This is a genomic window from Vibrio ostreicida, from assembly GCF_013074385.2.
GTDB lineage: Bacteria > Pseudomonadota > Gammaproteobacteria > Enterobacterales > Vibrionaceae > Vibrio > Vibrio ostreicida.
On sequence record NZ_JABEYA020000014.1, the window covers coordinates 52205 to 64765 of the forward strand.

Genomic DNA, 12561 nt, shown 5'->3' on the forward strand with positions numbered 1-12561 from the left:
GCGAACATGTCTGAAGGATTAGTACAAGCCGCGTATATTGTCGCTGCCTTGTTTTTTATTTTGAGCCTTGCTGGATTGTCTAAGCAAGAATCGGCCAAGTCTGGCAATTACTATGGTATTGCGGGCATGGCGATTGCGTTGATTGCGACCATTTTTGGCCCAGACTCTCAAGGGTTTATCTGGATCATAATTGCAATGGCGATTGGTGGCACCATTGGTATCCATTATGCCAAAAAAGTAGAAATGACCGAAATGCCAGAATTGGTCGCCATTTTACACAGTTTTGTGGGAATGGCTGCGGTTCTGGTTGGGTATAACAGCTATTTTGATGCGCCAATTGCGGCCAATGAGGCCGAGCATGTCATTCATCTGGTTGAGGTATTCCTTGGCGTCTTCATTGGTGCGGTGACCTTTACAGGATCGGTGGTTGCGTTTGGTAAACTGCGGGGCGTTATTTCGTCTTCTGCGCTTAACTTACCCCATAAGCACAAACTCAATCTAGCGGCAGTGGTTGTGTCGGTCTGGTTACTGTTTCAATTCGTTGAAGCAGACGGAAGTACGTTCGCCCTGCTGATCATGACCCTGATTGCGTTTGCCTTTGGTTGTCACCTGGTCGCGTCGATTGGCGGAGCAGACATGCCAGTGGTGGTCTCGATGTTAAATTCATATTCAGGTTGGGCGGCGGCGGCGGCCGGTTTTATGTTGGCCAACGACCTGCTGATCGTGACTGGTGCGCTGGTAGGGTCATCGGGAGCAATTCTGTCTTATATTATGTGCAAAGCCATGAATCGATCATTTGTTAGCGTCATTGCAGGCGGGTTTGGACAAGAAATCTCTATTGCTTCAGATGTCGATCACGGTGAGCACCGAGAATGCAACGTCGATGAAGTAGCGGAAATGCTCAAACAATCCAAGTCAGTGATCATAACGCCGGGGTACGGTATGGCGGTTGCTCAGGCCCAGTATCCGGTTCACGAAATCACCGAGAAACTCAGGTCAAAAGGGATCAATGTGCGTTTTGGTATCCACCCCGTGGCGGGGCGGCTTCCTGGCCATATGAATGTATTACTGGCCGAGGCGAAAGTTCCTTATGATATTGTATTGGAGATGGACGAAATTAACGACGATTTCGAAACCACCGATACGGTCTTGGTCATTGGTGCCAATGATACCGTCAATCCCGCGGCACTCGACGATCCACATAGCCCAATTGCGGGTATGCCAGTGCTTGAAGTTTGGCACGCCAAACATGTAGTGATATTCAAGAGGTCAATGAATACAGGTTATGCTGGGGTTCAAAATCCATTGTTCTTCAAAGACAACTCTCAGATGTTGTTTGGAGACGCAAAAGAGAGTGTAGACGCGATCTCTAAAGCGTTGTAGTCTGTCATAAGGTTGACGTTCGAAGTTCAACATGTTTTTTGTCCGAGAAGCCAGCTACTGCTGGCTTCTTTCGTATTTAGAGTGACATTATTGACACCAATATCACATTTGAGATTCATATTTTTGCGATAATGTTTTATTCGAAATCTAACCCACTGACTGATAGATTTTTTGCATTGATAAAGACGGTTTTCAAACTATTCACCGTGTGTGTGGTAGTGGTAAGTACTGGCGCGAAGGCGGATTCGTTGCCTGAGAGAATCGACAAGTTTGTCGATTCATTTAGCGATGAGCAAATCAGCGCGTCTTACGACATTCGTATTATTCAATCCGATTATCCGACGCGTTTGATCACGCCAGACTCGATGTTGCCGCAAACGTCTTCCTATCCATTGAGGGATGTTCAGCGTTTGTATCAGTTGGCTCAGCACTGCACAGGGAAATTGCCGTTAAGTCCTTTGATAACCGAGCCTCTGGTATTCACTAGGGCAACGTGTAAAGGGACCAAACTCAGCGAAAATTGGTTTGCTAGAAGTGGCTTGATTCACCCTGGTGGCGGGACTTACGCCAAGCGTTACGAGGCCCTACACCCTGAGCAGCAGCAACGTTTGCAACAATATATGCATATTAGAGAGCGGCCATTGGCGTCGCGCTCGACCTTGTTGGGACGCTTGCAAAGGATGAACGAGGAAACCATCCTCGCGCTTTTATCCGGGTCAAGTATGTTTCTAGAGCAAGGGGAATTATGGTTGCGAAAAAATGACAGCTATCTGGTCTTTAGTGAAAACATCTGGAAACGCAATGTCGATGAAGCGGGACTGAGTGTCAAATTAAAGAGTGAATCAAACAGCTGCTTTGTTCAGCGTGGAAATCTTTGTTGGGATATCGAAGACCATTCTCAAGTGTTGCGTGTGAGCATGGTGGTGTTGGTGATAGCCAACATCCTATTGGTGATGGGATGGTCTGTCTATCGATGGAATACCAAGCGTCAGGAAATGAAAAGTCGCATGCTGATTTTGCAGATATTGACGCATGAACTCCGCACACCGATTGCCAGTTTATCGTTAACGGTCGAAGGGTTCCGACGAGAGTTTGAGAAGCTTCCAGAGTCGGTTTACGATGAATTTAGACGTTTGTGCGAGGATTCACGCCGTTTGCGCCAGTTGGCGGAAGCGAGTAAAGATTATCTTCAGTCTGACAATAAACCGCTCGCAACAGAATGGGTCCCATCGGTCAAAGAGTGGTTAGAGTTTAAAGTCGAAGAAGAGCTTGGTGGTAAGGTGAAATTGACCATCAGCGAAGATATCGCGGCCAAACTGAATGTTTATTGGCTAGGTACCTGCATCGATAACTTAATTCGCAATGCCATGAAGTATGGCACGGCACCGATTGTACTGAATGTCAGTACAAAACATAACTTGATTACGGTTAGGGTCATAGACCAAGGCCAGTTGACTCATAAAGACTGGCGAAAACTGCGTCAGCCATTTGTGAGTAAAGCAGGGCTTGGACTGGGCTTAACTATCGTTGAATCTATGGTGGGAAGAATGGGGGGTAAAATGACCCTGATCGGCCCACCAACAACGTTTATTTTGGAGATACCTTGTGAAACAGACACTGCTTCTTGTTGAAGACGACAAAAATCTGGCCGATGGCCTTTTAGTAAGCCTGGAGCAAGCCGGATACGAGTGTTTTCACGCTGAAACCATCGCGGACGTAGCGCAATATTGGGAGAAAGCAGATTTAGTCATCTTGGATCGCCAACTGCCTGATGGTGATTCTGTGGAACATTTGCTTGGTTGGAAAGAACGTAAAGATGTTCCTGTTATCCTGCTGACGGCGTTGGTCACCGTCAAAGATAAGGTCGCTGGTCTCGATGCTGGCGCGAATGATTATTTGACCAAGCCGTTTGCAGAGGCTGAGTTATTTGCAAGAATCCGAGCTCAGTTACGCGCGCCGGAGTCTGAATTGCAGGACGAAAGCAAAGTAAAAACAGAACATTTGGTTATCGATAAGGCAACTCGGGAGGTTTTCTACAGAGAAGAATCGATTACGCTGACACGGACAGAATTTGATTTGTTGCTCTTTTTGGCCAGCAATCTTGGGCGGGTGTTTACTCGCGATGAACTGCTGGATCACGTGTGGGGCTACAATCACTTTCCGACAACCCGTACCGTGGATACTCATGTACTGCAGCTACGTCAAAAGCTGGCAGGGCTTGAGATTGAAACCTTGCGCGGCGTCGGTTATAAAATGAAAGCCTGATGAAACCCAGTGTTTTAATACTCGGTGTGCTTATGAGCACACCCTTATCGGCTGATCAGGTACCTTGGTTTGAGAGCAATTCCCCGCTGACTCAAGCACATCGATATTTGTTGAACAACGATCTTCCAGCGATGTTCTCTTCTCTGGTTGAAGTGCTACAACAAGAAAAGCATCAAGCGATCGCCCCGCATCTCAACGATCTTTTCATTCAGTCATTGCAGGTGGATTGTGGTAAAGGTTTAGATTCGAAGCCGTTGCCTGAATGGCTTAAAAACGTCACCGTTAGAGCCATCGAAACACAAAGCCCTGGGAGGGACGCTTATCGCGCCTTGATTGAGGTTCAATCACGAAAAGACATCACGGACATCGCTTTGTCTCGCTGGGTTCAAAAAAGCCTGTCCACGGACAATGCGTTTTACACAGTAGCTAAGGATGATACTCAGACCCAGTCTTATGTGAAACGTTATAACCTCAACAGCAAAATCCCGATGGGGCTTTATCGTCTCGATATTACCGCCAAAGATCAAACATCTTGGAGTTCTTGGGTTGTATTTGGCGACGACAAGGCGAAAGTCTCTATTCGTTGGCAGTCAAAAGACCGATGGCGAATCGATAAAAATGCTCTCCTCAATTCACACTGCCCCTTACCCAAGCTCGATACCGCTTTGTATGATTACGTCGATGGTCAATATAACAAAGTATGGGGTGCGACCTACGAATCCGATTACCCGACATCACTCGAAGGCGATCCCGTTCCTACAGGACGCTACGTTATGGCGATTTCGATGACGCATCAGAGGTGGCAAGGACCGATAATTGTTGAACTATCCCAAATAATTAGCAAAACTTACGACGTTTCGGTAGAGTAATAATTCAAGTTCAGACACAATAGGTCGCTATAAACCCATGGAATGGTAAAGTTTATATCGCTATGAAAAATTCACTAAAACTCCTATCGTTATCGGTGATGGTCAGTATCACGAGCGCCCACGCGGCGACCTACGCTATTGAAGCCAGAGGTGATGGTATGGGGGGCGTCGGTGTGGTCTCTGCTAATTTTCTCACAGCGCCTTTCTATAACCCCGCTATTACCGCAGTCTATCGGCGAAATGATGACGCTGGAATGATTATTCCGTCCTTCGGTCTTGCTTACAGCGACGAGCATGAAATGGTTGATGGCTTAGATCAGGCCGCGGATATTATCAATAGTGCGGTCAGTAGTAGCAGTATCACTTCTGCCGATGCGGCTCGCCTGCAAACCACTCTGACGGGGCTGGAAAATGACATCGCTAAGCTTGAAGTGGGTGGGGTCGGGGCGATCGCGATCCCAAACAGTTTTTTGGCGGCCAACGTCTTTGCCAAAGCTTATGTTGAGTCATTTGCACAAACGGACATCTACTCTGGCGCCAATACTGGAGATAGCGATCTGGATGTGGCAGTCAATGCGGAGTTAAGCTCGGTTAATGCGGTCGCAATTGGTGTTGCTGAAGTAGGGTTGTCACTGGCGAAATACCAAACGTTCCTCGGTCAGCACATTTCGTTTGGTGTATCCCCAAAAATTCAGCGGGTTTATACCTATGTCTATAATGCGAACCTGAATAATTACGACATTAAAGATGTACGTGACAATGGCACGGGTGAAACCATCTTTAATATTGATGCTGGGTTTCTTTGGTTTCGCGGGCCTTTAAGGCTCGGTGTGTCTGCAATGAACCTCATTTCACGTGACATTATGACCCAAGAATTGCCAGCTCAAACACTGACCTCAAGTATTGACAGTAGCCAATCGCGTACTACGCCTGCGACCTCTTACGCGTACCAGATGAAACCTCAATACACGGTCGGTGTGGGCTTGGTTGCCGATTATGCCACCCTAAGTGTCGACTACGATATCAATGAAGATGAGCGTTACACCAACTTCAATGATAATACTCAGTATCTGAGGGTCGGTGGGGAAATCGACATTATGCGCCAGCTTAAGTTGAGAGCGGGTTGGCGGCGAAATTTGGCGTACGATAATCTTGACGACACGGTTACCGCTGGTATTGGTTTATCTCCGTTGAATTTGTTCCAAATTGATGTTGCAGCCAGTTACACCAACAAGAACTCGATGGGAGGCTACATTAACTTCCTAAAAAGTTATTAGCTAGCGCTGGTAGTCTGTCCCGATTAGTAATATAGTCAGCGGCCAATGAAACGAGGAGCCTTTTATGTTAGATGATTTTCCACCCTTATCACATGAAGAGCAGCAAAAAGCCGTCGAAAAAATACAAGCGCTGATGGGTGAGGGGATGAGTACCGCACAGGCCATTAAAGTGGTTGCTGAAGCCATTCGAGCAGAGCTGACACCCACCTCAGATTAACTCTCTCAGTAAGAAACAGTGGAGTGTCACTTCACCGTTTCTTTACCAGAACACACACTCAAAAATAGCGCCTACGCTGCGCCACGCCAAACTGGCGCCGGAAGGCGTTTTCACTCATTGGGTTATCGGCATATTTTCCAAGGCCAGTTGTCCACAACTCTTCGTCTTTCCCATCAATCGTGGTGCCTTGCAAACAATGCAGTGAATGAATGAGTTCATGGGCGAGGACAACATAGGGATCGGCTTTTTCCCCTTTGCGTGTCATGACCTGAACATTACTGAAATGCATAAAGCAAACAGAACCAAAGCTGTTGGTCGCCGCTTTTGGATCAACCGCCGCATTGTGACTTCCTCCTGCCATCCAGAACGGACAGCCTTTGGGTGCGAACTTGGCTTGTTTAGAAGGAGATATCCCAGTAACGTGCTCTTTGTAATTCATATCATAATGTACCAACCGCTTAAAACCGCTTTGAGTAAAGTTAATATGAGTCGGTACACACATCACGTTGACTGTTGGAGGAAACGAACCTCTTACCACAGGCCGTGCCGCCTGTATTTCACTTAATAAAGCTTTGCCTGCCGCCACCGATTTCAGTTTGCGTAGGTTCTCTTCCATGATCTCACGAAAGTAGGGGTGTTCGTTCGCATCGAATTTGGCTGCAAAGCCGGGAAACCCTCTTAGTCGACACGTCCTGACTATTTGGGGAGGAGTGTCCGGGACTTTAGGCTAATTTTTTTTGAACAGAGAGTTTCTGAATTTATCAAAAAGAGAGCTCATAAAAATCCTTACGGTGTTTAAACTCACAAAAGTATAGTCAATATGCTGTAAGTGCACTGCCCATGATTTGCTGTGCACAAAGAGCCGAACCGTGCCAATTGGTATCTTAATTATCGATAGAAAATAAGTAAATTAGAACGGAGAACAAGGGTTTCCGGAGCGTGAAATAAGGGGGTTAGGTTAAAAATAACATATAATCAATTGCTTATAGCGGAGTATTGTCCTGTAATTGAAGAAGGTTTGGATTGTGTTGTAATTAAATAACAAGGGATTGGTGTCGCTAACGTCAGGCTATGATGGATGCAGTGAATTGTCCCGATGTGTTATACCGTCACAGAGAAAACACTTGCCATGAATATAATGTGCTGAGTAATACAGCGGAGGAAGAGGCTGCAATAGTCAAAATTCACCAATAAGTGACGATGTCACATTGGTCTTTGTGAACTTATTAATGTCGTACTTTACGATTGTATTTTATTGAAATATAAATAAATTGTGATTGTTTTACTTATGGTTTTACCGTAGATTTTATTTATGATTCAATCATTGTGATACGATTATGGTCTTAACGCTATGTCCTGCAGGACTAAAGGATGCATCAGCCATCAGCCAGCTGATCATTCCTCTAGCTCGTCAATATATTTGCCCTACTTGTGAAGCGTCGATTGAAACGTTGTTGCTGGAATCGATGTCGGAACACAATATTGCCCTCAATCTTGAAGGTGAGTGTTGCTACCATATGGCGTTAGATAAAAGCGGGAAGTTGCTTGGAGTCATTGGGATGCGGCAAGAGACGCATCTTTTCCACTTGTTTGTTGCTGACGGTTATCAGGGACAGGGAATTGCCCGTCAATTATGGCATTACGTAAAATCGGATACGCTTAATCGATTGGGGGGACTCAGTTTACGGTTAACTCTGCGCTTAATGCTGAGCAGGTTTACCGCCAATTTGGCTTTGAGCGCATTGGCGGTATCCGACAGCGTGGTGGGATGGTCGACGTGCCCATGTTGTTGTCAGCATCCCAAGCCGAGAGTACAACCCTATAGATTGACTTTGACCTCTGTTGATTCAACGATAGTTGAGTTTGAATAGCGTGTTAATGGCGTAGAGACAGACTTCGCTGGGTAGACGGCCTTATATTGCGCCAATTTTTTCGTCACAGGTGTATATATCACCTGACCTTGATGTCGTTGTTTCTCATAGCCAAGCAGTAGATTCAGCTCATAAGACAAGGCGTATTTGTGGTTAGGCAAGGGGGTAATCGTCAGCCAAGAGCGACAATCGGGGCTGCTTTGTCCGACGACTGTAATGTTGCTATCCGTCAGTACCTCATTGCTGTCACACAGCTTAAAACGCATTTCGACGGGTATATCCTCAACATGAACTACAATGCGTCGCTCTTTCTCGTTCTGACGGCGGTAAACAAAGGCAATTGACTTCTCCGACGTCTTTTTACCTCCGATCGTCTGTACAAATTGTGGATTTTCTAGGTAACCCACCGACATATCTCTGGGCGAGAGGGCACATGCCGATATAATCATACTTAATGCTAAAATAATCAGAGCTTTCATTGAATTAAGTTTAGAAAAGGGCGATGAGCTATTGTGTCATAGGTCTGTGGTCAACTTCCAGTCATCAATGATATTAAGTGACGACGTCACCTTTGTGGGGACGCTGTATTCTCTTGGCTTTTTGTTACATTGTCACTTATTATTTTCAGGACCTATCCAGGGTACCTCGTCATTATTGATCTCGCTTTTCATTCCAGAGAGTTTTTGGCTGATGGGGCTCGCACAGGTCCAATGCTCATCCTATTGTTAACCGCTATTGAATTGAGCTGATTGAGCTGATAAAGTCTTTATTATTCAACGAATAGTGGTGGATAATCAGAATGAAAAAGATCGTCTTATCAGGTCATATCGACGTCTTGGAAAATGAATTGGCGGTGATTACGCAGGCGTTGGAGGCGCATAGAGTGTTAACTCGTCAAGAGCCCGGATGTATCCTCTTTGAGGTCACCCAGTGCCAGACTCACTCAACCCGTTTCCACGTCTATGAAGAGTTTATTGACCGGCAGGCATTTGAGAGTCACCAAGCTAGAGTCAAAGCTTCCTATTGGGGGCAGGTAACTGAAAATGTGAGCCGTTGTTATCGTATTGAAGAGCGGAGCGCTTAATTCTGTAAAAACTCTGTGACTTAAATAACGACGGAACTAAGCCGAATGTTTGAAATTGAGTTAACGAACGGGTTTGATGTCGCTGTACGTTCTATTATTTCGGGTGGCAGAGCGTCATAACGAGGGTTAAACGCGGTGATCGCGTGGCACGAAAATGGATAAAATCATCGAGTTGATCCGGCGAGACCCTATTAGGGGCAAAGCATTGAATCACGTATATCAGTTGGGCTTGCCCCAGTGTTATATTGCGGCGGGTTTTGTTCGAAACCTCGTTTGGGATTCGTTACACAACCTCGTAACCCCAACCCCTCTCAATGATGTTGATGTTGTTTACTTTGACCCAAACGAAGCGGACCCTCGCTCGTATCTCGCCTATGAAGCCCGGCTTTACCAGTGTATGCCTGAGCTCAATTGGCAAGTGCGAAACCAAGCAATAATGCATGAGCGGAACGCGGATCGCCCTTATCTGAGCACGTTGGATGCAATGAGTTACTGGCCTGAAAAAGAAACTGCGGTTGGGATTCGCCAAATTGCGCTTAATCAATATCAGTGCATCGCGGCGTTTGGCTTCGAATCATTATTCCGTTACTGCATTACGCCTAATCCTAAAAGGTCACGAGAGCTGTTTTTACAGCGCATCGATTCAAAAGGTTGGCTCAGACAATGGCCCTGTTTAATTATTGCCCCTTAACGGATTTATTTAAAGGGCGGATGTACTGCGGTAAATGATCAGCCAGTAACCCTGGTGAGCATATTGAGCCGATGACGTTGAAGAACTTTTAATACAACCAGATTGAGTGGCCTTGCACCAATAAAGCAAGGCCAGTAAGGGCGGACCAAGACGTTCAGGGTTGCCCATAGGCTGGCTCTTTTTGCGTAACCTTATCAAGGTAATCAATGACCACGCAAATGGGGTTACATGCCTTCCATCGCCTCGACCATTACCCCCATACCAACTTTACTTCGTCTCATCACAACGTTGGTTTTGAACCGCCTGATGTTGATATCGTCAAAAAAGAGTCTACGAGTGAGCGCTTCGAAATCTTCCATATCTCTCGCTAGGCAAATAACCGCAAAGTCTGCGTCTCCAGTAATGTAATAACATTGCTGTACTTGGGGCTCATTGACCATTCTCTTTCGGAAATTATCTAACATGTCGGAACGCTCGCGTTCCATTTCGACTAGTACCAGAAATGTCATCTTCCATCCGAGTGGTTCTGGGTCAAGAATAGACACATCTCTTAGAATCACGCCACTGTCTCGTAGCCGTTTTATTCGCCTTTGTACCGTGACTGTTGAGACCCCCACTTCATCGGCAATCATGTCGAGAGGGCTGCGACAATCTTCTTGAAGAATAGACAGGATGGCTAAGTCGGCTTTATCAAGTTCTATCATTCTTTATATCCATGGGTAAGTTGATCTCATTTAAACACTTTTCCCATTATTTTGATGCATAATAATCTAAATAGTGAGCATATAAGATCTATAGCTATCACAAAGAAGGGGTAATCTATAAATTAGCGAATAAAACGTGGAAATATTATGAAAAAGAAAACCTCAGATCTTATAGAGATGTCGAGTCCGACTAAGCCATTGGCATGGTTAACTCAGTGTAGCCAGTATGAACCCACTCCTTTGTCAGAATTCACTTCTATTGGTAAAGCGTTAGGTTGTTCAACGTGCTTTATCAAGAATGAAACGAGCAGGATGGGGCTTGGTTCTTTCAAAGCGCTTGGTGGTACCTACGCGGTGTTCTCACTCGCGGAAGAAAAACTGCAACGTATTTTGAAACAGGCGCTGAGCCCAAAAGACGTCATGTCACTCAGTCAACAGTACTTGAAAGGCCAGCTCGTTTGTTGTGCGTCAGCGGGAAATCATGGTCTTTCGGTTGCAAAAGGAGCAAGTCTTCTTGGCATCCCATGCGAAGTGTTTATCTCTGAGCAGGTTCCTCGTGTCTTTGAGCGCCGTTTGCAGCAGGTCGGGGCGAAAGTCATCCGCGCAGGAATGACCTACGAGGATTCAATGCGTAATGCGTTCGATCGTTCTCAAGCAGAAAACGTCACCCTGATCACGGATTCCTCATGGCGAGGTGAAACGCATTATCCATCCCTAGTCATGCAGGGGTATTCTGTCTTAGCGCAGGAAATGTCGGATGAGTTTCATCGATTAGATCAATGGCCAACCCACGTGGTTCTGCAGGCGGGTGTGGGGGGCATGGCTGCCGCGGTCACTCGGCACATTAGAGAGTGCTGGCCAGTGCAGCCTCAGATTATTGTGGTTGAACCTGAATGGGCGAACTGCTTACAGCAGAGTGTGGTAAAGGGAGAGATAACCTCAGTAAAAGGGCCAGTGTCCAATATGGGGAGATTAGATTGTAAAGCGCCGTCACTCTTGGCATTCGATATTCTCAAAGTCGGTGCCAATGAATTTGTTACTGTCACGGATGGACAGGCTACAGAGGCTAAAAACAGGTTGGATGGCTACGGTATCAGAACCACAACATCAGGATCGGCGGGATTAGCTCACTTGATGTTTTCCAACGTTCCTAGCAGTGCTCGGCCATTAGTCATTGTGACGGAGACGCAGTGAGATCAACAAGATTTAGGCCTGCCTTTAATCGAGCAGCAGAGAATAGATAATGTTTAATTAAATCACCTTGAACCAGCGAGAGTCCGATGAAAAATAAGCGAATATTAGCCTTTGGTGAACCCAGTTTACACCTTCCAAGTAAAGATGTTGACATCAAGGATCCGGCTTTGCCTGAGCAGATCGATCAATTGATTGCAGCGTTAACAAATTTTCAGTTTGAGTATGGATGGGGCAGAGCGATGGCGGCACCGCAAATTGGTATCAATAAGCGAGTTATCGCCCTTAGGATTAACGACAACGACTTAATATTGATTAATCCTATCGTTACTGGCAAAAGCGCGGAAAAAATGGTGGTTTGGGACGACTGCATGAGCATGCCGGATATTGCCGTCGAAGTCGAAAGGCATTGCAGCATCGATGTCCGTTATACCGATGAGTGTGGAACACAATGTTCATTGACCAGTCTCGACCCTGACTTATCAGAGCTTCTACAACACGAAATTGACCATCTAGACGGCATTGTAATGACGGATAGAATAATACGTGGCGGTGGTATTATTCAACGTGATCTGGTTAAACAGTTTAACGCGCATCGAGAATCCCAAAGCCAAAAGGCAGGTTGATAACAACCAGATCTTACAAGATCGCGGCGTCTCAAGCAGAAAGCCTCTTTAAATAGGGCAAAGCAGTGAGTCGGGAGACCAACAAAAACAGTCGTGCGATGGCGTGCTTCAAACACAGATAAGTCGCCCCGTGGGTTCATGGGGCGTTTACAATCGGTTTGGAACAACATAGAAAAAAGTATAACGGGCTGGGTTTTCGAGGTATATCAATGGCTTGCGGCGGCTTGGCGATGTGGATCGGCAGCCCATCAGAGTCACTAGTTCGGTGCGTATTATGTGGCACGCTATTATGTTGAGTGGTTTGGGGTCAGTACCATTGCGCCAGCACTGACGCCCTTGAAGCAGCAAAGGGAGGGTGAGCGAATGGCTCATTGTCGCCGCTT

The 12561-nt window shown here is 46.2% G+C and carries 16 protein-coding genes and 1 pseudogene; 13 read left to right on the plus strand and 4 right to left on the minus strand.

Annotated elements, in window-relative coordinates; genetic code table 11:
- Positions 1-6: 6 nt before the first annotated feature.
- The 6 genes from pntB (at position 7) to HLM86_RS15535 (ending at position 6011) form a co-directional block, all read left to right on the plus strand.
- The gene (gene pntB, locus HLM86_RS15510; protein WP_076588700.1) at positions 7-1383 is read left to right on the plus strand and encodes a Re/Si-specific NAD(P)(+) transhydrogenase subunit beta; all 1377 of its coding nucleotides are present in this window, start codon (positions 7-9) and stop codon (positions 1381-1383) included.
- Between the two features lie 131 nt (positions 1384-1514).
- Positions 1515-3014, plus strand: a complete 1500-nt coding sequence (vxrA, locus tag HLM86_RS15515) for a sensor histidine kinase VxrA (protein ID WP_083949335.1) — start codon at positions 1515-1517, stop codon at positions 3012-3014.
- Positions 2989-3648, plus strand: coding sequence for a response regulator transcription factor VxrB (gene vxrB / locus HLM86_RS15520; protein WP_076588702.1), 660 nt, complete (start codon positions 2989-2991; stop codon positions 3646-3648). The genes vxrA and vxrB overlap by 26 nt, the downstream gene beginning before the upstream one ends.
- The gene (locus HLM86_RS15525) at positions 3648-4517 is read left to right on the plus strand and encodes a DUF2861 family protein (RefSeq protein WP_170883645.1); all 870 of its coding nucleotides are present in this window, start codon (positions 3648-3650) and stop codon (positions 4515-4517) included. Before vxrB ends, HLM86_RS15525 begins: the two co-directional genes overlap by 1 nt.
- A 62-nt stretch (positions 4518-4579) precedes the next feature.
- Positions 4580-5794, plus strand: coding sequence for a conjugal transfer protein TraF (locus tag HLM86_RS15530; protein ID WP_076588706.1), 1215 nt, complete (start codon positions 4580-4582; stop codon positions 5792-5794).
- Positions 5795-5858: 64 nt separating this feature from the next.
- A complete protein-coding gene (locus tag HLM86_RS15535) occupies positions 5859-6011 on the plus strand; it encodes a YoaH family protein (RefSeq protein WP_076588709.1) in 153 nt (50 codons plus the stop codon).
- A 58-nt stretch (positions 6012-6069) separates the two neighbouring features.
- On the opposite strand, the gene HLM86_RS15540 is transcribed toward HLM86_RS15535, so the two are convergent.
- A complete protein-coding gene (locus HLM86_RS15540; protein ID WP_290313417.1) occupies positions 6070-6711 on the minus strand; it encodes a M91 family zinc metallopeptidase in 642 nt (213 codons plus the stop codon).
- 766 nt (positions 6712-7477) lie between these two features.
- Here HLM86_RS15540 and HLM86_RS20525 point away from each other — a divergent pair.
- Both HLM86_RS20525 and HLM86_RS20530 read left to right on the plus strand, forming a co-directional pair.
- Positions 7478-7621, plus strand: a pseudogene (locus HLM86_RS20525) (hypothetical protein); the annotation flags it as partial.
- A gap of 56 nt (positions 7622-7677) precedes the next feature.
- Positions 7678-7836, plus strand: coding sequence for a GNAT family N-acetyltransferase (locus HLM86_RS20530; RefSeq protein ID WP_497017423.1), 159 nt, complete (start codon positions 7678-7680; stop codon positions 7834-7836).
- Here HLM86_RS20530 and HLM86_RS15550 read toward each other — a convergent pair.
- Positions 7831-8331, minus strand: coding sequence for a hypothetical protein (locus tag HLM86_RS15550; RefSeq protein ID WP_170883647.1), 501 nt, complete (start codon positions 8329-8331; stop codon positions 7831-7833). The two genes, HLM86_RS20530 and HLM86_RS15550, sit on opposite strands and share 6 nt — an antisense overlap.
- A 350-nt stretch (positions 8332-8681) precedes the next feature.
- Here HLM86_RS15550 and HLM86_RS15555 point away from each other — a divergent pair, with 350 nt between their 5' ends.
- On the plus strand, positions 8682-8966 hold the full coding sequence (locus HLM86_RS15555) for a putative quinol monooxygenase (protein WP_076588720.1): 285 nt from the start codon (positions 8682-8684) through the stop codon (positions 8964-8966).
- 154 nt (positions 8967-9120) lie between these two features.
- Complete coding sequence (locus HLM86_RS15560; protein WP_170883648.1) at positions 9121-9657, plus strand: nucleotidyltransferase family protein; 537 nt, start codon at positions 9121-9123, stop codon at positions 9655-9657.
- A 9-nt stretch (positions 9658-9666) separates the two neighbouring features.
- Here the strand turns inward: HLM86_RS15560 and HLM86_RS15565 are convergent, their stop codons facing one another.
- Together HLM86_RS15565 and HLM86_RS15570 are read right to left on the minus strand one after the other, a co-directional pair.
- Entirely contained in the window at positions 9667-9825 is a 159-nt protein-coding gene (locus HLM86_RS15565) for a hypothetical protein (RefSeq protein ID WP_170883649.1), read from the minus strand.
- A 56-nt stretch (positions 9826-9881) separates the two neighbouring features.
- Positions 9882-10361: an Lrp/AsnC family transcriptional regulator gene (locus tag HLM86_RS15570; protein ID WP_076588724.1), complete on the minus strand. Its 480-nt coding sequence runs from the start codon at positions 10359-10361 to the stop codon at positions 9882-9884.
- Between the two features lie 147 nt (positions 10362-10508).
- Here HLM86_RS15570 and HLM86_RS15575 point away from each other — a divergent pair, with 147 nt between their 5' ends.
- The 3 genes from HLM86_RS15575 (at position 10509) to HLM86_RS15585 (ending at position 12474) form a co-directional block, all read left to right on the plus strand.
- A complete protein-coding gene (locus HLM86_RS15575; protein ID WP_170883650.1) occupies positions 10509-11555 on the plus strand; it encodes a diaminopropionate ammonia-lyase in 1047 nt (348 codons plus the stop codon).
- A gap of 86 nt (positions 11556-11641) precedes the next feature.
- Complete coding sequence (locus HLM86_RS15580) at positions 11642-12178, plus strand: peptide deformylase (RefSeq protein ID WP_170883651.1); 537 nt, start codon at positions 11642-11644, stop codon at positions 12176-12178.
- Between the two features lie 209 nt (positions 12179-12387).
- Complete coding sequence (locus tag HLM86_RS15585) at positions 12388-12474, plus strand: DUF3693 domain-containing protein (RefSeq protein ID WP_390226267.1); 87 nt, start codon at positions 12388-12390, stop codon at positions 12472-12474.
- Positions 12475-12561 lie beyond the last annotated feature (87 nt).